The organism is Polaromonas sp. P1_F6 (assembly GCF_056405695.1).
In genome coordinates this window covers 726,078-745,901 of record NZ_JBFUBQ010000001.1, presented here as the reverse complement: position 1 = coordinate 745,901, position 19,824 = coordinate 726,078, and the positions used below count along the sequence as shown (strand labels likewise).

Genomic DNA, 19,824 nt, shown 5'->3' with positions numbered 1-19,824 from the left:
CCCCTGCAAGGGGAAAAGGGCTACACGAAGTGAGCCCGATAGGGGTGGCTCAATTTTTCGGCTTTGCCGGGCCGCAGGCGCCGCCCCCTTGAGGGGGGAACAGGCTACACGCAGTGAGCCTGGACGGGGGTGGAACAATTATTCGGGCGTAGCCGCGTCGCCGTCACCGCCGCCGGCGGCGAGGGCCTGACGCGCCAGCTCTTCGTCGCTCAGCGGCGGGGCCGATTCGAGGGCGGCCAGTTCGTCGAGGAACTCCTGCGTCGGCTCCTCGTGTTCGAGCAGTACTTCTTCCAGCTTCTGCCGGCCGGTCTCTACGTGCACCGAGGGAGAATGCAGTTCGGACGGCGGTACCGGGAATTTTTCACCCAGTTCAAATTTGAGCGCCTCGGCTTTCTGGTCTACCCAGTTTGCGAAGTCGCCGTCTTTCGGCGTGTCTGAATTGTTCATGACCATCTCCTTTGCCTCAGGGGCGCCGGCGCGGACGGCCGGTACCTGCTTCATTATGGAGGTACCCTTGGCCGCTGTCTGTCATCCAATAACGATGACTCTCGAGTGTTCTTGCTTTAATTCACCAAACAGTTAAATTCTTGCCATGCCGACCCCTAAAACCAAGCCCGCCGAACCCCGCTCGCGCGATGCCGACCGCTCCCAGCTGGCCATCCTGCTGGCGGCCCGCGACGAGTTCGCACAACACGGCCTGGGCGGTGCGCGGGTAGACCGGATTGCCGAGCGCGCCGACGTCAATAAACGCCTGATCTACTACTACTTCAAGAGCAAGGACGAGCTCTTCCTGGCGGTGCTGGAAAACGCCTATGCCGACATCCGCGAGGCAGAAACAGAGCTGCATCTGCGCGACATGGATCCGGCGCAAGCCATCCGCCGCCTCACGGAATTCACTTGGGAATACTACATTGCCCATCCGGAGTTTTTGACGCTTCTCAACAGTGAAAACCTGCACCAGGGGCGGCATCTGGCCATGTCCAGCCGCGTACAGGAAATGAACTCGCCCCTGGTCCAGACGCTGGCGGAAATCCTGGAGCGCGGGCGCGCAGACGGGCTGTTTCGCGGCGGCATCGACCCGGTGCAGCTCTACGTTTCCATTGCCGGCATGTCGTATTTCTACCTGTCGAACAACCACACGCTGTCGGCCATTTTCGGGCGCGATCTCATGACGCCCAAAGCCCGCCACGAGCGACTCTCGCACATGTGCGAGGTCATCCTAGGGTATGTCCTTAGAAACTGATTCCGGGCAGTCATTGACGCAGCGACGAGGCCATTTTTACAATTCGTAATTCACTTATTGGTGAATTATGAGTAAACTGCATTCCGGTAACCCAACAACACCGGCGGCATGCACAGGTCTTTCGCAGTCCTTCAATGACCCCTTTCAGGAGACAAAGCACATGAAATTCACACGTCGTGCCGCAGTGGCCAGCCTCACCTGCCTGGCGGCACTGTCACCCCTGGTGGCCAGCGCCCAGGGCGCCTACCCCAACAAGCCCATCCGGGTCATCGTGCCTTTTGCCGCGGGCAGCACCACCGACATCATTGCCCGCGCCATCACCGACAAGATGAGCCAAAGCATGGGCCAGACACTGGTGATCGACAACCGCGGCGGCGCCAGCGGCACCATCGGCCAGCAGGCCGTGGCCACGGCCGCGCCGGACGGCTATACCATCATGATCCACTCGTCCTCGCACACGGTCAGCCCCTCGACATTCGCCAAGCTGCCGTTCGACACCTTGGGCGACTTCACGGGTGTGACGCCGATCTCCAGCACGCCCAATGTGCTGGTCATGTCGCCGGCCAAAAACATCAAGACCCTGCAGGAGCTGCTGGCCGCGGCTCGCGCCAAGCCCGGCAGCATGAACTTCGCCTCGGCCGGCCAGGGCAGCGCCACCCACTTGAACGCCGAGAAATTCAAGCTCGCCGCCAAAATCGAAGCCACCAACATTCCCTTCAAGGGCTCCGGTGAAGCCGTGACAGAAGTGATGGCCGGCCGCGTCGACTACTACTTCTCGCCGATCGCACCGGTGATAGGCCAGATCAAGAACGGCCAGCTCGTGGCCCTCGCGGTCGGCTCGCCCAAACGCGCCAGCGCCCTGCCCCAGGTCCCCACCACGGCTGAAGCCGGCGTTCCGGGTTCAGAGTTCAACTTCTGGATCGGCATGATGGCCCCCGCGAAAACACCGCGCGACATCGTCAACCGCCTGCACGACGAAGTGATCAAGGCCCTGAACACGCCCGAAGTCAAGGAACGCTTCGCCGCCCTGGGCGCCGACACCTGGACACTCTCGCCCGAGCAGTTCGACACCTATATCAAGGACGAGATCAAGAGCAATGCCGTGCTGGTCAAGGCCGCTGGCCTGCAGCCCACCCAGTAACACCCGGTCAGTTTCCCCGCAGCGTCCCGTCCCTCCAACACCCCTGGCCGGACCAGGTAGGGCCGCCGCATTTTTCACCTCCTCAAAGGACCCCATGGCTACTCAACGACTAGGACTCATCATGCACGGCGTCACCGGACGCATGGGCATGAACCAGCATCTGATCCGCTCCATCGTCGCGATCCGCAAACAGGGCGGCGTCACGCTCTCCAACGGTGACAAGGTGATGCCCGACCCGATCCTGATCGGCCGCAACGCCGAAAAGATTGAAGCCCTGGCCAAAGCCCATGGCCTCGCGCGTTGGGGCACCGACCTCGACGAGGCGCTGAAGAACAAGGACGACACCATCTTCTTCGACGCCGGCACCACGCAGATGCGCCCCACCCTGCTGGCCAAGGCCATCCGCGCCGGCAAACATGTCTACTGCGAAAAGCCGATTGCCACCAACCTCAACGAGGCCGTCGAGATCGCCCGCCTGGCCGAAAAGTCCGGCCTGAAACACGGCGCCGTACAAGACAAACTCTTCCTGCCCGGCCTGCGCAAGCTTGACATGCTGCGCCGCGCCGGCTTCTTCGGCAAGATGCTCTCGGTACGGCTCGAGTTCGGTTACTGGGTCTTTGAAGGCGACCTGCAGCCGATCCAGCGCCCGAGCTGGAACTACCGCACCGAAGACGGCGGCGGCATGATCCTGGACATGATGTGCCACTGGCGCTACGTGCTGGACAACCTGTTCGGCGAAGTCAAGTCCATCTCCTGCATAGGCGCCACCCACATTCCCGAACGCTGGGACGAAGCCGGCAAGCCCTACAAGGCCACCGCCGACGACGCGGCCTACGCCACGGCTGAACTGGTCGGTCACAACGGTGAACCCGTCATTGCGCAGATGAACATGTCCTGGGCCACACGCGTGCGCCGCGACGACCTGGTCACCTTCCATGTCGACGGCACACACGGCTCGGCCGTCGCCGGCCTGTCGTCCTGCCGGGCCCAGTCGCGTGTGACCACACCACGTCCGGTCTGGAACCCCGACGAGAAGCAGACCATGAACTTCTTCGACCAGTGGCAGGAAGTGCCGGACTCCCAGACCTACGACAACGGCTTCAAGATCCAGTGGGAGCACTTCATCCGCCACGTGGTGGAAAACGAACCCTACAAATGGACGCTGCCCGAAGGCGCCAAAGGCGTGCAGCTGGTTGAAGCCGCGCTCGAAAGCTGGAAGGAACGCCGCTGGGTGGACGTGCCCGCGCTACAAGTTTGATAGCTGCTCGCGCCCATGAGATAAGGGCTACAGGCACATTTTTCATACAGAAAAGGTAGATTCATGGCTTTAACCCTTTCCCTGCCTGTCGCCGCGGGCGGCCTGCGGCCTTACACGCTGCAAGGCCGCACACCGGTGAAGCCCGCACCGGGCGTCAAATTCAACCGCATCGCCTACTCGGCCGCCCACGTGGTCGCCGACCCGCTGGCCGCGATCGACCCCTGGGTCAATTGCGCGATCGACTGGGACACGACTATTGCCTACCGCCGTCACCTGTGGTCGCTGGGCCTGGGTGTGGCCGAAGCCATGGACACGGCGCAGCGCGGCATGGGCCTGGACTGGCCCACTTCTCTGGAACTGATCCGCCGTTCACTCGACGCCGCCAAGGAAGTGCCGGGCGCGCTGGTCGCTTCCGGTTGCGGCACCGACCACCTGGTGCTGGAAAACGTCAAGAGCGTCGATGAAGTCATCGCCGGCTACGAAGAGCAGATGGCCGCGATTGAAAAACTCGGCGGCAAGCTCATCGTGATGGCCAGCCGCGCGCTCGCCCGCGTCGCCAAAAGCCCCGCAGACTATGAACGCGTCTACGACCGTATCCTGAGCCAGGCCAGGCAACCCGTGGTGCTGCACTGGCTGGGCGACATGTTCGACCCGGCGCTGGCGGGTTACTGGGGCAGCAGCGATGTTGAGAAAGCCATGAACACGGCGCTCGGCATCATCAACGCCCACCCCGACAAGGTTGACGGCATCAAGATCTCGCTGCTCGACAAGGACAAGGAAATCGCGATGCGCCGCAGGCTGCCAGCGGGCGTACGCATGTATACGGGCGACGACTTCAACTACGCCGAGCTGATTGCCGGCGATGGTTTCGGCAAGGAAGCGATGCACGGCCAGAGTGATGCGCTGCTGGGCATCTTCGACGCCATCGCACCGGCCGCCAGCGCCGCACTAGGCGAACTCGCGCAAGGCAATGTCGAGAAATTTCACGCCATCCTCGGCCCCACCGTGCCGCTGTCGCGCCACATTTTTGCCGCACCCACACGTTTCTACAAAACCGGCGTGGTCTTCATGGCCTGGCTCAATGGCCACCAGAAGCATTTCACGATGGTGGGCGGGCAACAGAGCACGCGTTCGCTGCAGCACTTCGCCGAGCTGTTCCGCTTGGCCGATGCCTCCAACCTGCTTGAACAACCGGACTTGGCAACCCAGCGCATGAAGACGCTACTGGCGCTGCACGGCATGTAATGGTTCCCCCCCGTTGCCGACTCACTGCGTGTAGCGGTCTCCCCCCTCAAGGGGGCGGCGCTGGCGGCCCGGCAAAGCCGGTTCCGCGGCGCCTGCTTGAAAAAACCGTCGCGATATTCCTGTCAGATCGTTCATAAATAAATTCACCTGGAGACAACCATGAAGACACGCACTTTCCTCAAGGCCACCCTGGCCACAGCCCTCGCAGCCGCAGCCTTCGGCGCCGCGGCGCAGGCTTACCCCAGCCGCCCGGTCAAGGTCATCATCCCCTTCCCGCCCGGCGGCACGCTGGACGCGGTGGGCCGGCAACTGGCGCAAAAGCTCAGCGAACAGATGGGCCAGCCCTTTGTGGTGGAAAACCGTGCGGGCGGCAACGGCACCATCGGCGCGCATGTGGTCGCGCAGGCGCCAGCAGACGGCTACACCCTGCTCTTCAATGCCTCCACTTTCACCACCGCACCCATGACGATGAAGTCGGTGCCTTACGGTGTGGTGAAAGACTTTACGCCCGTCTCGCTGGTTGCCAAGGCGCCCTTGTCGATTGCCATCAACAAGAACCTGCCGATCACCGACGTGAAGTCGCTGATTGCCCACGCCAAGGCCAATCCCGGCAAGATGACGTTTGCGGTCGGCTCCATTGGTTCGGCCGGCCACCTGTCAACCGAACTCCTCAAGCGCGCCGGCGGCATCGAATACACCGTGGTGCCCTACAAGGGCACGGCGCCGGCGTTCCAGGACCTGATCGGCGGCCAGATCGACGGCTTCATCGACCCCATCCTCGGCTCGCTGCAGTACCACAAGAGCGGCATGCTGCGCGTCGTTGCCGTGACCGGCGACAAGCGCGTGCCCAATCTGCCCGATGTGCCGACCGTGGCCGAGACAATTCCCGGCTACGAGTTTTACAGCTGGTACGGCCTGTGGGGCCCGGCAAAATTGCCGGCAGACATCACGCAGAAACTCAACGCCGAAACCAACAAGGCGCTCGCCAGCGACATGCGTGAAAAGCTCCTCCAGCAAGGCCTGGTGCTGACACCCGGCACGCCCGAAGACTTCGCGAAGTTCCAGAGCAGTGACATGGCACGCTCGCAGAAGATCATCACGGACGGCAACATCCGTGTCGAATAACATGCACAACCATGGCCACTGAAGATGTGAAACGCGCCCTGGTCACGGGCAGCAGCTCAGGCATCGGCCTGGCCATTGCGCAAGCGCTGCTGGACCAGGGTTGGGACGTGGTCGGCCTGGACCTGGCGCCTGCGCGCATCGTGCATCCGGCGTTTTCGTCCACCGAAGTCAATCTGTGCAATACCGAAACCACGGAGCGCGCCGTGCGTGCGGCTGGCGGGGTGCAGGCGCTCATCCACGCCGCCGGCGTGCTGCGCGTCGGCCAGCTTGGTGCGCTGCGCAACGAAGATTCAGCGCTGATGTGGCAGCTCCACGTGGATGCCGTCACGCGCATCGCCAACCTGGTGGTACCGGCCATGGCACAAGCGGGCACAGGCCGCGTGGTGCTGGTCGGCAGCCGCGTGGCGCGCGGCATGGCCGGCCGCAGCCAGTACGCCGCAACCAAGGCCGCGCTGGTGGCCCTGGCACGCAGCTGGGCTGCCGAAACCGTGGCTTCAGGCGTCACTGTCAATGTGGTGTCGCCGGCCGCCACCGAAACAGCCATGCTTGCCGACCCTGCGCGAACGACGGTCCCGCCGAAGCTGCCGCCGCTGGGCCGGTTGATCCAGCCGCGGGAGATTGCCGCGCTGGTCACCTTCCTGCTCTCACCCGACGCCGCGGCCATCACCGGCCAGGAGATCCAGATCTGCGGAGGCGCGTCGCTTGCGGCGTGAAGGCATGGCTCCAGCTGCAAACGCTATCGGCATTGTCGGTCTGGGCCTCGTCGGTACCGCGCTGGCGCAGCGCCTGATGGCCGCCGGTTTCCAGGTCACCGGCTTCGACCTGCGCGAAGAAGCCCGCGCGGCCCTCACCGCCCAGGGCGGCCGCGCTGCCGGCTCCCTGGCCGAAGTTGCCAATGCGGCTTCCTGCATGGTGTTGGCGGTCTTCAATACCGACGACGTGCTCAAGGTGGTCGAAGGGCCGGGCGGCCTGCTGTCCGTCTTCGGCGTTCGCAGCATCATCGACTGCTCCACCGGCACACCTCACGAACTCGCGGCCCTGGCCGCGCGGCTCGCAGCACGCGGCATCAACTTCATCGAAGCGCCGCTCTCGGGCTCCAGCCAGCAGATCGCCGCCGGTGAAGCCACCCTGCTGCTGGGCGGCGAGGCCGGGGCATTGCAAGCATGCGAATCCGTTCTGGCCGCCATTTCAGACCAACGCATCCACGTCGGCGGCGCCGGCATGGGCGCCAAAGCCAAGCTGGCTACCAACCTGGTGCTGGGCCTGAACCGGGCGGTGCTGGCCGAAGGCATGGTCTTTGCCGAAAACATGGGTATTCCCCCCGAGCAATTCCTGGCGCTGGTGCTGGCCAGCCCGGCCACATCAGGCGCGGCCGAGGCCAAGGGCCGGATGATGGTGGAGGAAAACTTTGCGCCGCAGTCGCGCATCCACCAGCATCTCAAGGACGTCAAGCTGATGATTGACAGTGCCGCGGCCGAAGGCCAGAAACTGCCCTTGTCCGAAGCCCATGCAGCGCTGATGCGTGCAGCCATTGCCGCCGGCGACGGCGAGCTCGACAACGCAGCCATCATCCGCGAACTGCGCCGGCAGAAAATCGCACCACCGTCCAACTGACTTCACTAAAACTACACCCCTACCTTTACCGCATGCGTAATTTTTCCCAGGACCACCGCTGGCTCTCCATCAACACCGCGACCGTGCGCAAAAGCCGCGGCGTCGAGCAGCCGCTGACCACCATCATCGAAGCCTGCGTGCAGCGCGGCATCAAGGCGATCTCGCCGTGGCGCGACCAGGTCACGGCCGCCGGCCTGCCCGCTGTTTCGAAACTCGTCAAAACCCACGGGCTTGAACTCTCCGGCTACTGCCGCGGCGGCATGTTCCCCGCAGCCGACGCCGCCGGCCTGCAGGCTGCCCACGACGACAACCGCCGCGCCGTCGATGAAGCCTGCGAACTCAAGGCCGCTTGCCTGGTGCTGGTGGTGGGCGGTTTGCCCGGTGCGCTGGCCGGCAAGGCGGCGCACAAAGACCTGGAGCTGTCGCGCAGCCAGGTCACCGACGGCATTGCCCAATTGCTCGAATACGCCACAAGCTGCAACATGCCGCTGGCCATCGAGCCGCTGCACCCCATGTATGCGGCAGACCGCGCTTGCATCAACACCATGGAGCAGGCACTCGACGTCTGCGATGCCCTTGACCCCTCAAGAAGTGGCGCGCTCGGTGTGGCGGTAGACGTGTACCACGTGTGGTGGGACCCGAAACTGCAGCGGCAAATCGAACGGGCCGGCAAGGAACGCCTGCTCGCCTTCCACGCCTGTGACTGGCTGACACCCACGGCCGATTTGCTGAACGACCGCGGCATGATGGGCGACGGCGTCATCGACATCCCGAAGATTCGCGGTTGGGTGGAAGCCCAGGGCTTTGCGGGTTACAGCGAGGTTGAGATTTTTTCGGCAGCCAACTGGTGGCTGCGGGATGGTGGCGAGGTGCTGGACACCTGCATTGCGCGCCATCGTTCAGCGGTGTAAATCAACACGGCGCGTTCAGGGTTTATGGGCGATCATCCGCCCCGCCACTTTGAAGCGGCCCTCGCCCTGCGGCGTGAGCACCACCATCTCGGCGGTGTCCGGCGATATGCCGGTCAGGGCCAAAATGGTCGAGCCGTGCGAGACCATCACCGTATTGCCCTTCACAGGAATCTGCCCGGCCAAGGGCCTAAGCGCGGCCAGTTGCCGGCCCGACTCCTCGCTGCGGCCGAAGAGGTTGCCCAGCGCCGGCGTCAGGTCCGGCGCTTTTCCAAAAGCCAGCTTCGCCGTCTCGATCGACCTGCACCACGGGCTGGAGAGCAGGCTCCCGACGGCAATGCCGCGCTGACGGAAGGCCTCGCCCAGCTGCCGCGCGTGCGCGCGGCCTTCATCGCTCAGGTTGCGCTGCGTACCGCAGTCGCCGATCTTCATGCCGGGCGGGTCGCCCACGCCGGGTGTGGTCAATGCATGGCGGACCAGCACCACCTGGCCGCCGCTCTTGAGCAGCGCCCACAAGGCCTCGTCCGCCCAGACAAAAGGCGCCCACACCAGTGCCGCCGTCAAGGCCAGCAGCCGCCCGATACTGTTGTGGGTCATCGCAGTCCCCATGGACCTTGCAGGCCTAGCGGAAGCGGTACGACACGGCGATAAACCCGGTGTCCTGCGTCCGGCGGCTGACCAGGGGACTGCCCTGAACCGAAGACCCCAGCCACTTGCGGCGCAGCTGCATCGTCAGCACCCAGGGGTCACCCAGCGGCACATCGACCCCCAGGCCCAGCGTGGGCGCTGTCGAGGCGCCGGCGTTGTAGGTTGTAAACCCGCTGGCGGCTGACTCGGCCGGGGTCACACCGTAGAGGTAGTTGTTGTATTTGGCGCTGGTGTGTTCCAGCCCCACCTGCGGAAAGAACGACCAGCTGCCGACCTTGAACTCCGCCGCGTAAGTGGCTTCCAGCAATGCACCGTGCGACTTGTTGGCGTCCACAAACGCGTTCACGAAAAACCCGCCGTAAGGCGTTTCCTGAAAGGTCCCTATGCCCAACGGGATCGGCCGCTTGCGGTCTTTCAGCCCCGACAGCGCGGCCGTATCGGCGCGCCAGCCGTCCTGGCTGATACGGCCAGAAAATTCCAGGTAGCCGTAGCCCATCCTTGCGGTCTTGATGCCCAGTGTGTCGACACGCGCAAAGAAGCGGCCATAGTCCGCATAGGCATAGGGCAGCAAGGCGGTGTCGTTGCTCTTGCTGCGGATCACGCTTTGCGTGCCATACACGGCGCCGCCGATGTCGCCCGTCAGCTGGTATTTGAGCGGGGTGGGTTGTGCCTGCGCGATGCCCGTAAACACCAAGCCGGTGAAGATCACAGCGGACGGCAAAAACCGAACACCCTGAGGTACAGGAGAAGAAGCCCGGGTAAGACGTTTCATCGCATGCCTTCTTTCCGGAAATGATGCGATCCAGTATAGGACCGGGCAGGAAAAACTGCGCACCCGTCCTGCAGGCGCGTCGCGGGGCCGCGACACTCAAGCCCCGGAACGCTCAGGCCGTGGCGAGTACTGTGCGGCGCACCCGGCGCACATTGAAGGCGCTGGCGATCAACACCGCCTGCATCAGCGCCAGGCCCAGCAGCACGCCGCGGTAGTAGCCATGGTCCATCATCGCGCCGAAGATCAGCGGCGACACGGCCTGGCCGATGTCCAGGCCTGCATACACCACGCCGTAAACCCGGCCCGAGGCGTTTTCGGGGGTTGAGCGCTTGACCAGCAGGTCACGCGACGGCCCGGCGATGCCGGTGGCGAAGCCCATGATGCCGAACAGCACAGGCACGACCCATGCGGGGTAGCTGCCCGCGGCCAGCAGCACCGCCACGGCAGCCGCCGCACCAAACCCGATGCCCACAATGCGCTCGCAGCGTGCGGGATCCGACGCCAGGAAGCCGCCAAAAACCATGCCGCCCGCGCTGCACACCATATAGACCGTCAGGCAAATGGCCACCAGCGCGAGCGGCACGTTGTGCAAGTGGCGCGCGGCTTCAGGTGCAAAGGCCTGCACCACGCTGAGGACAATGGCATACCAGAAGAAGAAAGAAAAACACATCCAGACGGCCGGTATCTTCAGAAAACCCAGACTGCTGTCGGCCGCGGGCGCGCCCTTGACCGGTGCCGCCATCGTGAGGGTGAGCTTGTCGCGGTTCATCACCAGCACCGCCAGCACCGCAAAAGCCAGCACACCGGCCGCCGCCAATGCCACGCGCCACGAATAGGCAAACGTCAGCGTCACCACCACTGCGGGGGCCAGTGCCCAGCCCAGACTGCCGGTGATGCCGTGCACGCTGTAGGCGTGGCCCAGGCGCGGCGCGCTGACTTTGCGGTTCAGCAGCGTGTAGTCCACCGGATGAAACACACCGTTGCCGACACCGGCAATCACGGCAAAGCCGGCCAGCATCCAGTAGCTGGTGCTGACGGAATACCCAAAAGCCGCCACACCGAGCAGGCTCAGCCCGGCAAACAGAATGGGGCGCGGCCCGAAGCGGTCGACCACAAAACCCGAGAGCGCCTGCACCGCGCATGACACCACAAAAAAGATCGTCATCAAGAAGCCCAGCTCCGCATAGCTGACGCTGAACTCTTCCTTGAGCCAGGGAAACAGCGGCGCCAGCAGCAGCTGACTGAAATGGCTGATCATGTGTGCGAGGCCCACCAGGCCGATCACGCTGGCGTCGGCACGAAAAGGGACTGCAGCGGGCGCGTTCAGGGTCGTACTTGAAGTATTCATGGCGCTATCGTAGTATTGGCCAAGCCTTCTGAAATGCGACATAAAGCCATGTTTCGGCGAATTTCAGACAAACCGCTTTGATGGCATTCGCCCCACGATCACATCCAGATTCAGGTGAACAGAATCTCCAACCATGCCGCAACGTAAAGCCCCGCTCCATTTCGTGCCGGTGGGCGACACCGACAACTTCACACCCAGCCGCCAGCGGCCGGTGCGCGTGCGGGCGCGGACGCTGGAAGCCGATACCCATTTCAAGCCCCATTCCCATGCCTGGGCGCAACTGGCTTACTGCTCTACGGGTGTCTTGCAGGTCACCGCCGAAAAGGCGGGCCATGCCGGCGGCGAAGTCACCTACATCGTGCCGCCCTCCCGCGCCGTGTGGATCGCGCCGGGGGCGCAACACCATGTCACCGTGCTGGAAGCGGCCGAATTCCGCACGCTGTACCTCGACGCCAGCGCCACCCCAAAGGGCTGGACTGGTTGCCGCGTGATGGTGGTGTCACCGTTGCTGCGCGAGTCCATCCACGCGCTCGATGCGGCCACCCCAGAGCACCCGCTGCCGACAGCCCGGGAACAACTCCTTTCCGGCCTTGTGCTGGACGAACTTGCGCGCGCCGACACCCAGGCGCTCGGCGTGCCCATGCCACATCCGCAAACCGGGGACAAACGGCTGCGCGCGCTCTGCGAAGCCGTGTTGCGCGCACCATCAGAGCGGGCCACGCTGGCCGAATGGGCTGCCGGCACCGGCGCCAGCGAACGCACGGTGGCCAGGCTTTTTCGCGACGAACTGGGCCTGAGCTACCAGCAATGGCGCCAGCAAGCCATCCTGGCCCACGCCCTGCCCCTGCTCACGCGCGGGCAATCGGTCAGCACCGTGGCGGCGGCCAGCGGTTATGCCAGCGACAGCGCCTTCACCGCGATGTTCAAGGCCGCCATGGGCCAGCCACCCAGTCATTTTCAGAGTAAATAGACCTACCCCCGTCCGGGCTCACTTCGTGTAGCCCGTTCCCCCCTCAAGGGGGCGGTGCCTGGGGCCGGCAAAGCCGGACCCTCGGCCCCACTGGTGAAATACCCCTCGCTGGCTATCATGGCTTGATGCAACTCCCCGCGACAAAGAATACCCAGCAAAGCCGACGGTGGCGTGCCGCAGCATGCGTGGCACTGACCGCCTGGCTGGCCGCGGCCAGCCAGGTACACGCACAGCCAGCCCCCTCAAACCACCCAACCCTGCTGCGCGAGCTGAACCGGGTACGGGAGGACGGTTGTGACGGGCGCGGCGCCAAGGTTTCCCTGCTGCGTGAAAACAGCGCCCTGTCGCGGGCGGCACAGCTCATGGGCGGCGGCCGCACGATGGACGAGGCGTTGAAAGCTGTCGACTACCGCGCCGTGCGGACCGCACAGATTGCCGTGCGCGGCGCGACCGGCCCCTCAGCGCTGGCGCGCAGGACCCTGGGCAAATCATGCAGCGCAGTCATGCATGCCGAGCTCGCTGAAGCCGGTTTCTACCAGCGCGGGGCACAAACCTGGGTCATTCTGGCCGCCCCCTTCTCGCCTCCCGCGGCGGCCCAGGCCGGCGATGTGCAAGCGCGGGTGCTGGCTTTGGTCAATGAAGCACGCGCCAGCCCGCGCCGCTGCGGTGCGCAGGCTTTTGCAGCCGCAGGACCGCTGCAATACAGCCCCCTGCTGTACAACATCGCCGGGGTGCATGCCACAGACATGGCGAGGTACAGCTACTTCAGCCACACCGGGCGCGATGGCAGCGACGTGGCCAGCCGCGCCACACGCGCGGGCTACGGCTGGAAGGCCATTGGCGAAAACATCGCCGCGGGGCAGATGCAGGCCGACACCGCCGTGCAGGGCTGGCTGAACAGCCCCGGCCATTGCGCGAACATCATGGCGCCCGCGTATACCGAAATGGGCACGGCCTTTGCGGTCAACACCCAGAGCAGCGCCGGTATTTACTGGGTGCAGGTGTTCGGGGCGCAGCGGTAAGTCACCTTGCCCGGGGCGCCCTGCTGTCAGTGTTTTTCAAACGCCGCGTTGAGGCGGCGCAGCAAGGGCTTGTTCAGCTCGCGTGTGTGCCTGTTCCAGCGTTCCATGGACCGCTGCAGCTCAATCTGCAGGCGCGCGCTGGTGGCGGTATCCCCGTTCATCGCGGCCCAGATGGCGTATTCAGCGCGGCTTTCAAAGCTGCCAAAACGGTCCACGGCGGATTCAAACTCCGCTTTCGCGTCCGCCCCCCTGCCGGCGCCGGCAAAGGCCTGGGCAAGCAGCAGCGACACCAGCTCCGCGCGAAAGGCGGGGTCGGTCTTGCGGATGAATTCAAGGTGAGTGATGGCCTCGGCATAGCGCTCGCAGGCGAAATAGGCCCTTGAGGCGCCCAGCCGGATTTCCAGGTCGGAGGCGAATGGGCCCTTTAGGCATGCGTCGTAACTCTGCGCAGCTTCCAGCGCCTGGCCGGCTTCGAGCAGCGCAGAGGCCAGCCGCATCTGGTTCTGCGCGGTGGGCGTGTAGTCAAACGCAGCGTGTGCTTCACGGAGTTCGCGTGTCGGGTCCAGTGTTTTTGCGGCTGCGGCCACGACCTTGCGCGCACCGCGTTCCAGCCGCGAATCCGGCAGGTAGACCGCCAGGAAGTAGACGAGGCTGCCCAGCATGGGAAACGAAAACAGGATGATCAGCCAGTACATCTGCTGGCCGCTACGCAAGGCATGAACGGCAAAGAACACCGCCACAATGAAATGAAGTCCCAATCCGACAAAAGGCATGGCCCATCCCTCCAGTTATTTTGGGGGGATTCTAAAGGGGCGTTAAGGAATGGGCCAGACCTTTCAGTTACCGGCAGGAAGCGCCGTCTCCTCCCCATCGCCATCAAATAGGCGCAAGGCGAGCAGGCCGTGCCCCACGCTGGCGCCTGCCCGCACAGCCGCCGCAACCAGTACCACTTCCGCCAGCTCCTCGCGCGTCACGCCCAGCCGCCTGGCCGCGCGGGTGTGCACGTCCAGGCAATAGCCACATTGGGTGGTAAGCGCCACCGCCAGCGAAATCAGCTCGCGCACACGGGGCTCAAGATGGCCGCCTTCGCGCTTGGCCGCATGGTCAAACGCGAGGAAAGCCCGGGCCTCCACAGGCGCCAGCCGCACGAAGGCTGGCGCCAGTTGCAGGTCTTGGGGTGACTGGTAACCGGCGCTCATGGCTGGCCTTTGCTGTCTGCTGACCTGCGGCGCCGCGCGATGGTTTCAAACAGGCCCACAAGCCAGCACATCGGGCAGCCGCGCATCAACACCAGCGCGCCCGCCAGGGGAAGCAACGCCCACAGGGAATGCACCTGGAAAACCAGAGCGGCGCACACGAGCAAGGCCAGCGCGCCTATCCCGCGCAGCAGATGTTGGGTGACCGAGGTGCTACAGAACATGGGCACCTCCGGTGGATGCGGTGCCACCCATGGTGCCGCCCGGCGCACAGTCAGGAAGATTTCGTTGCGGAAAAAACATCAGGATCTCCTTGTCGGTGGTTGATACCGGCAAAGAGGCCCACATTCAGCAAAAGGATTCGGGTTTCCTCAAAGAAATTTGAACGGCGCCATCACCAGAACGCCAGCCCTTCAGGTCAAACCTCAGATCAAGCGCTTGAGCAAGCCCATCACCTGGTCAAAGCGTTTGCCATAAGGCGGATAAAACAGGTCGCCCCTCGCCCACTTTGACTGCACCATCACCGGCTTTTGCTGCGTCAGCCGCAGGAAACCGGTTTCGCCGTGGTAGCTGCCCCAGCCGCTTTCGCCCACACCGCCGAAAGGCAGGTTCTCGTGCGCGATGTGCATCAGCGTGTCGTTGACAGTGACGCCGCCGCTCACGGTGCGCGCCAGCACGTGGTCGCGGGCACCGGCGTCGGTGCCAAACCAGTACAGCGCCAGCGGCCTGGGGCGGGCGTTGACATAGCCAATCGCGTCATCGATCGACGCATAGGGAATCACCGGCAGGATGGGGCCGAAGATTTCCTCGCTGAGCAGTTTCGAGCCGGCGGGCACATCGAACACCAGCACCGGCGCCATCTGGCGCGACGCCGCGCCCGCGCCGGGCGCACCGGCCTGGATGGTTTGCAGGCGCGCGCCCTCACCTTCGGCCTGGGCCAGCAGCGCCTGCAGGCGTTCATGGTGGCGCGGGCTGATGATGGCAGCGTAATCGGGGTTGCCGGCGATGGTGGGAAACAGCGCGGCCACGGCGCGCGCAAAGGCTTCGCCAAACGCGGCTTCACTGCCCTTGGGCAGCAGCACGTAGTCGGGCGCGATGCAGGTCTGGCCGGCGTTCAGCAGTTTGCCGTGGGCGATCTTGATGGCGGCCTTGTCGATGTCGCAGGACGCGTCGATGATGCAGGGTGACTTGCCGCCCAGTTCCAGCGTGGTGGGCGTGAGGTTGGCGGCGGCCGCTTCGGCGACCTTGCGGCCCACGGCGGTGGAGCCGGTAAAAAACAGGTGGTCAAACGGCAGCCCGGCAAATTCGGCGGCCAGGACGCCGTCGCCCTGCACCACGCAGAGTTCATCAGGTGCGAAGGATTGTTCAATCAGGGCCGCCAGCAAGGCAGAAGTTTTCGGCGTCAGCTCACTGGGCTTGAGCATGACGCGGTTGCCGGCCGCCAGCGCGGTGATGACCGGCCCGAGCGACAGCTGCACCGGGTAGTTCCACGGCGACACCACGCCCACCACGCCCAAGGGCTGGCGCTGCAGGTAGGCCCGCGCGGGCTGCAGGTACAGCGGCGTGCGCACTTTCACGGGTTTCATCCACTTTGGCAAATGCCGCAGGGTACTGGACAGCAGCGAGCGCAGCACAAAGATGTCGGCGATTTCGGTGAGCTGGGGCGACCGCACGCCGAAGTCTGCGTTGACGGCCTGTGCCAGCGCGCTGCCGTGCTCATCCAGCAAAGCACGAATACGCAGCAGGCGCTCCCGCCGCAGGGCCAGCGGAACCTCTGTCTGTGCCCGGCTGGCCTGGTGCTGGGCTTCGAACAATGTGCGAAGGACGGACGGAGGTGTGCTGGAACTCATGCGGCCATGATAGGGGCCACAGGGGCAGAGCAGTAGGGACGCAACTCCAGCAGCACTGCGGGTTGACCCTGAGGCACTTGACCCCATTTACAGACCTGATGCAGAACCTGTTGACGGTCTAAACGGGTTCTCAGGCATTTGGCTGACAATCGCGCCGGCACTTATCCGCTATGGTGGTTGGCAGGTAAACCATCCCTGATGAAAGTGTTTCATGGAATTCAAGGATTACTACAAGGTCATGGGCGTAGAGCGCAGCGCCACGCCCGACGAGATCAAAAAGGCACACCGCAAGCTGGCACGCAAATACCATCCCGACGTCAGCAAGGAAAAAAACGCCGAGGCACGCTTCAAGGAAATCGCCGAAGCCTACGAGGTGTTGCGCGATCCTGAAAAGCGCACCGCTTACGACCAACTGGGCGCCAACTACCAGGCCGGGCAGGACTTCCGCCCGCCACCGGGCTGGAACCCGGGGCAGGCCTCCAGGGGTGCCACCGGCGCTCCCCATTTTGGCGGAGCCGAAGGTTTTGACCACAGCGACTTTTTCGACGCGATCTTCCGCGGCATGGGCGGAGGGCCGCAAGGCCGGGGTGGTTTTGACGATATGCGCGGCAGCCGAAGCTTTGACATGCATGGCCAGGACCAGCACGCCAAAATCCAGATCGACATCGGCGACTCCTACAGCGGCGCCACGCGCAAGCTGCAGTTGCGCATGCCGATGGAGAGTGAAGCCGGCGTGACGATGCAGGACCGCAGCATCGAGTTCGTCATCCCCAAGGGCATACGCGCAGGCCAGCACATTCGCCTGGCGGGCCAGGGCTCTCCCGGTATGGGTCAAGGCAGCCCGGGCGACCTTTACCTGGATGTTGAATTTCTGCCGCATGCCCTGTACCGTGCCGAGGGCCATGACGTGTACATGAATCTGCCCGTCGCGCCATGGGAAGCCGCGCTGGGCGCCGAGGTGGAAGTGCCCACGCCCACCGGCGAGGTGGAGCTGAAAATCCCGGCGGGCTCTGCCGGCGGGCGCAAGCTCAGGCTCAAGGGACGCGGGCTGCCGGGCAAGACCCCGGGAGATTTTTATTTTGTGCTGCAGGTGGTCTTGCCGGCCGCGGACACGGATGCGGCAAAGAAAGCGTACGAAGACATGGCGGCGGCATTCAAGGCCTTCAGGCCGCGCACCGCCCTGCAAACCTCGGGAGCCAAGGCATGAACACCCCCACCCGCTACCTCGCCGGCTTCATCCTGGAAGACCAGGATGAACTCACCCTTGACGATCTCTGCCGGGCCTGCTCCGCGCAGTCGGAGCTCATCGTGGACCTGGTACACGAAGGCCTGCTGGCGCCTGTGGGAGAGGCTCCTGAGGTCTGGCGCTTCACCGGCGTGCACTTGCACCGGGCCACCGTGGCTGTGCGCCTGCAGCGCGACCTGGGGGTGAACCCAGCAGGTGCGGCGCTGGCAATGGAACTGATGGACGAGCTGGACAGTCTGCGCCGACAGCTGCACCGGCTGCAGGACAACTGACTCATCGGCGCGGGCAATCTTCTATATAGGACAGATCATGGCGCTCGCTGCCAAAGCAGCATGGGAGAATTCGCGCCATGTCCACCGAAGCAGCGCCCGCCCTGAAAAACATCTTTGACAAGGCGCGCTACCACCACATCGCGGCTGAAACCGCTGTGATCTACCCGCGTTTTGACGGTAAAAAATTTCTTGCACTCGCGCTCCCTGGCCTGGACGAGCTCTCGCTGATGCAGCGCCTGCGGCGCACCAGCGAGTGCCTGCACGCCACATTGCCGGCTGACTTCCCAAAAGCCATCGCCATCCTGCGCAAGCTGGCCCCGCGCATCAACAGCGGCTTCGTCACGCTGGTACTGCCGGACTATGTGGGCCTGTATGGGCGCGATGATTTCGACACCTCCATGGAGGCGCTGAAGTTTTTCACCGCCTTCGGGACCTCGGAGTTCGCCATCCGTGAATTCATCCGCCAGGACCCTGCGCGCACGCTGGCCGTGATGAAGGCCTGGGCCAAAGACGGGAGCGAGCATGTGCGGCGCCTGGCCAGCGAAGGCAGCCGCCCTCGCCTGCCCTGGTCTTTCAGGCTGGATGCGCTGATGGCCGACCCCGAACTTGCCGCGCCCATCCTGGAATCGCTGAAGTCCGACAGCAGCCTCTACGTACGCAAGTCGGTGGCCAACCACCTCAACGACGTCACCAAGCTGCACCCCGACTGGGTGCTGGAGCGTCTGAAGAGCTGGCCGCTGGACAACCCGCACACCGCGTGGATTGCCCGGCACGCGCTGCGCACACTGATCAAGCAGGGCGACAGGCAGGCGCTGGGTGTGATCGGCGCCGGTAAAAAGGCGGACGTCGGCATCAGCGGTTTGTCCATCACCCCCAAGAAACTCACCCTGGGCGAGCGGATGTCACTGTCGTTCACACTGCAATCCACCTCGCGCCAAAGCCAGCGGCTGGTGGTGGACTACGCGGTGCACTACGTCAAGAAATCGGGCAGCAGCTCGGCCAAGGTATTCAAACTCAAGGAGTTAACGCTGGCCGCCGGCGAAAGCGTGCAGCTGTCGCGCAGCCAGGTCGTGCGCGACTTCACCACCCGTGTGCACCATGCCGGGCGGCACGCGGTGGACATCATGGTCAATGGGGAACGCCTTGCGAGCGGGCATTTTGACCTGGTGAAGACCTGAAATGGCTACAGCCCAATAAAGACAAGAGCAAGCAGCTATCAAATATATAGCAATCCAATATACTACCTTGTCGCAGGGCCGCGCAGCCCAGGCACCTGGCGGCGGGCTTTGTACAGTAGCTACCTGACGCCCTCCCGCCGCCCTTCCGATTCCCATACCAAGCACCAAGGACATGTTCATGCGCCAACTCACCCTGCAACGATTCAGCCCCGCCTATTGCGCCCTCAGCCTGGTGCTGCTTCTGTCCGCCTGCGGAGGCGCCGGCGGTGAAGAGATCGGCGCGGTCGACACGGTCTTCAAATTCATCGGGCCGGACCACAAGATCGTGGTGGAAGCCTATGACGACCCCAAGGTGAGCGGCGTCACCTGTTATGTCTCGCGCGCCAAGACGGGCGGTATCAAGGGCGCATTCGGCGTGGCCGAAGACAAGGCCGAAGCCTCGATAGCCTGCCGGCAGACCAGCGTGATCAGTTTCCCGGGAGGCAAACCGATCGAGAAGCAGGAAGAAATGTTCAGCGAACGCATTTCGCTGGTCTTCAAAAAGCTGCGTGTGGTGCGCATGGTGGACACCAAACGCAACACCCTCGTCTACCTCACCTATTCCGACCGCGTGATCGAAGGTTCGCCGCAGAACAGCGTGACAGCGGTTCCGGTGCCGGCGGGCACGGTGATTCCGGTGAAGTAAAGGCCCGGCTACGGTCTTCGCGGCTGGCGGGTCTGAATACCCCCGCTGGCCAGCGGGACTAGCGTACTGTGCCATCGGCGTTTTCGCTTTTGACAACAGAATT

The 19,824-nt window shown here is 64.0% G+C and carries 22 protein-coding genes; 14 read left to right on the top strand and 8 right to left on the bottom strand.

The window, feature by feature from the left end; translation table 11 throughout:
- Positions 1 to 138: 138 nt before the first annotated feature.
- Positions 139 to 447 carry a hypothetical protein gene (locus AC1DY9_RS03495; protein ID WP_457280465.1) on the bottom strand — a complete coding sequence of 103 codons (309 nt, stop codon included), beginning with the start codon at positions 445 to 447 and terminating at the stop codon, positions 139 to 141.
- Between the two features lie 145 nt (positions 448 to 592).
- Between AC1DY9_RS03495 and AC1DY9_RS03490 the strand changes: the two genes are divergently transcribed.
- The 8 genes from AC1DY9_RS03490 to AC1DY9_RS03455 all read left to right on the top strand — a co-directional run bounded on the left by AC1DY9_RS03490 (position 593) and on the right by AC1DY9_RS03455 (position 8,537).
- Entirely contained in the window at positions 593 to 1,243 is a 651-nt protein-coding gene (locus AC1DY9_RS03490; RefSeq protein WP_477665797.1) for a TetR/AcrR family transcriptional regulator, read from the top strand.
- A gap of 160 nt (positions 1,244 to 1,403) precedes the next feature.
- Entirely contained in the window at positions 1,404 to 2,384 is a 981-nt protein-coding gene (locus tag AC1DY9_RS03485; protein WP_457280463.1) for a Bug family tripartite tricarboxylate transporter substrate binding protein, read from the top strand.
- Positions 2,385 to 2,478: 94 nt separating this feature from the next.
- Complete coding sequence (locus AC1DY9_RS03480) at positions 2,479 to 3,642, top strand: Gfo/Idh/MocA family protein (protein ID WP_477665796.1); 1,164 nt, start codon at positions 2,479 to 2,481, stop codon at positions 3,640 to 3,642.
- 63 nt (positions 3,643 to 3,705) lie between these two features.
- Positions 3,706 to 4,887 (top strand): dihydrodipicolinate synthase family protein, encoded by a 1,182-nt coding sequence (locus tag AC1DY9_RS03475; RefSeq protein WP_477665795.1) that lies wholly within the window; start codon positions 3,706 to 3,708, stop codon positions 4,885 to 4,887.
- 159 nt (positions 4,888 to 5,046) lie between these two features.
- The gene (locus tag AC1DY9_RS03470; protein ID WP_477665794.1) at positions 5,047 to 6,012 is read left to right on the top strand and encodes a Bug family tripartite tricarboxylate transporter substrate binding protein; all 966 of its coding nucleotides are present in this window, start codon (positions 5,047 to 5,049) and stop codon (positions 6,010 to 6,012) included.
- 11 nt (positions 6,013 to 6,023) lie between these two features.
- Complete coding sequence (locus AC1DY9_RS03465) at positions 6,024 to 6,725, top strand: SDR family NAD(P)-dependent oxidoreductase (RefSeq protein WP_477665793.1); 702 nt, start codon at positions 6,024 to 6,026, stop codon at positions 6,723 to 6,725.
- A gap of 4 nt (positions 6,726 to 6,729) precedes the next feature.
- Positions 6,730 to 7,626 carry an NAD(P)-dependent oxidoreductase gene (locus AC1DY9_RS03460; protein WP_477665792.1) on the top strand — a complete coding sequence of 299 codons (897 nt, stop codon included), beginning with the start codon at positions 6,730 to 6,732 and terminating at the stop codon, positions 7,624 to 7,626.
- 32 nt (positions 7,627 to 7,658) lie between these two features.
- Positions 7,659 to 8,537, top strand: coding sequence for a sugar phosphate isomerase/epimerase family protein (locus tag AC1DY9_RS03455; protein ID WP_477665791.1), 879 nt, complete (start codon positions 7,659 to 7,661; stop codon positions 8,535 to 8,537).
- Between the two features lie 15 nt (positions 8,538 to 8,552).
- Here the strand turns inward: AC1DY9_RS03455 and AC1DY9_RS03450 are convergent, their stop codons facing one another.
- The 3 genes from AC1DY9_RS03450 to AC1DY9_RS03440 form a co-directional block, all read right to left on the bottom strand.
- Positions 8,553 to 9,131: a histidine phosphatase family protein gene (locus tag AC1DY9_RS03450; RefSeq protein ID WP_477665790.1), complete on the bottom strand. Its 579-nt coding sequence runs from the start codon at positions 9,129 to 9,131 to the stop codon at positions 8,553 to 8,555.
- A gap of 25 nt (positions 9,132 to 9,156) precedes the next feature.
- Complete coding sequence (locus AC1DY9_RS03445) at positions 9,157 to 9,954, bottom strand: MipA/OmpV family protein (RefSeq protein WP_477665789.1); 798 nt, start codon at positions 9,952 to 9,954, stop codon at positions 9,157 to 9,159.
- Between the two features lie 112 nt (positions 9,955 to 10,066).
- Positions 10,067 to 11,302 (bottom strand): MFS transporter, encoded by a 1,236-nt coding sequence (locus AC1DY9_RS03440; RefSeq protein WP_457280447.1) that lies wholly within the window; start codon positions 11,300 to 11,302, stop codon positions 10,067 to 10,069.
- A 133-nt stretch (positions 11,303 to 11,435) separates the two neighbouring features.
- Here AC1DY9_RS03440 and AC1DY9_RS03435 point away from each other — a divergent pair, with 133 nt between their 5' ends.
- The gene (locus tag AC1DY9_RS03435) at positions 11,436 to 12,272 is read left to right on the top strand and encodes an AraC family transcriptional regulator (RefSeq protein ID WP_457280446.1); all 837 of its coding nucleotides are present in this window, start codon (positions 11,436 to 11,438) and stop codon (positions 12,270 to 12,272) included.
- A gap of 185 nt (positions 12,273 to 12,457) precedes the next feature.
- Positions 12,458 to 13,294 carry a CAP domain-containing protein gene (locus AC1DY9_RS03430; protein ID WP_477665788.1) on the top strand — a complete coding sequence of 279 codons (837 nt, stop codon included), beginning with the start codon at positions 12,458 to 12,460 and terminating at the stop codon, positions 13,292 to 13,294.
- Positions 13,295 to 13,320: 26 nt separating this feature from the next.
- On the opposite strand, the gene AC1DY9_RS03425 is transcribed toward AC1DY9_RS03430, so the two are convergent.
- The 4 genes from AC1DY9_RS03425 to AC1DY9_RS03410 form a co-directional block, all read right to left on the bottom strand.
- A complete protein-coding gene (locus AC1DY9_RS03425; RefSeq protein ID WP_477665787.1) occupies positions 13,321 to 14,067 on the bottom strand; it encodes a hypothetical protein in 747 nt (248 codons plus the stop codon).
- A gap of 63 nt (positions 14,068 to 14,130) precedes the next feature.
- Complete coding sequence (locus tag AC1DY9_RS03420; RefSeq protein WP_477665786.1) at positions 14,131 to 14,493, bottom strand: carboxymuconolactone decarboxylase family protein; 363 nt, start codon at positions 14,491 to 14,493, stop codon at positions 14,131 to 14,133.
- Entirely contained in the window at positions 14,490 to 14,714 is a 225-nt protein-coding gene (locus AC1DY9_RS03415) for a hypothetical protein (RefSeq protein ID WP_477665785.1), read from the bottom strand. Before AC1DY9_RS03415 ends, AC1DY9_RS03420 begins: the two co-directional genes overlap by 4 nt.
- A 201-nt stretch (positions 14,715 to 14,915) precedes the next feature.
- Positions 14,916 to 16,340 carry a coniferyl aldehyde dehydrogenase gene (locus AC1DY9_RS03410; RefSeq protein WP_477665784.1) on the bottom strand — a complete coding sequence of 475 codons (1,425 nt, stop codon included), beginning with the start codon at positions 16,338 to 16,340 and terminating at the stop codon, positions 14,916 to 14,918.
- A 211-nt stretch (positions 16,341 to 16,551) separates the two neighbouring features.
- Here AC1DY9_RS03410 and AC1DY9_RS03405 point away from each other — a divergent pair, with 211 nt between their 5' ends.
- The 4 genes from AC1DY9_RS03405 (at position 16,552) to AC1DY9_RS03390 (ending at position 19,721) form a co-directional block, all read left to right on the top strand.
- A complete protein-coding gene (locus tag AC1DY9_RS03405; RefSeq protein WP_457280440.1) occupies positions 16,552 to 17,547 on the top strand; it encodes a DnaJ C-terminal domain-containing protein in 996 nt (331 codons plus the stop codon).
- Positions 17,544 to 17,858, top strand: coding sequence for a chaperone modulator CbpM (locus tag AC1DY9_RS03400; protein ID WP_477665783.1), 315 nt, complete (start codon positions 17,544 to 17,546; stop codon positions 17,856 to 17,858). Before AC1DY9_RS03405 ends, AC1DY9_RS03400 begins: the two co-directional genes overlap by 4 nt.
- A gap of 77 nt (positions 17,859 to 17,935) precedes the next feature.
- The gene (locus AC1DY9_RS03395; protein WP_477665782.1) at positions 17,936 to 19,036 is read left to right on the top strand and encodes a DNA alkylation repair protein; all 1,101 of its coding nucleotides are present in this window, start codon (positions 17,936 to 17,938) and stop codon (positions 19,034 to 19,036) included.
- Positions 19,037 to 19,214: 178 nt separating this feature from the next.
- Positions 19,215 to 19,721 carry a CreA family protein gene (locus AC1DY9_RS03390; protein WP_457280437.1) on the top strand — a complete coding sequence of 169 codons (507 nt, stop codon included), beginning with the start codon at positions 19,215 to 19,217 and terminating at the stop codon, positions 19,719 to 19,721.
- Positions 19,722 to 19,824: the final 103 nt, after the last annotated feature.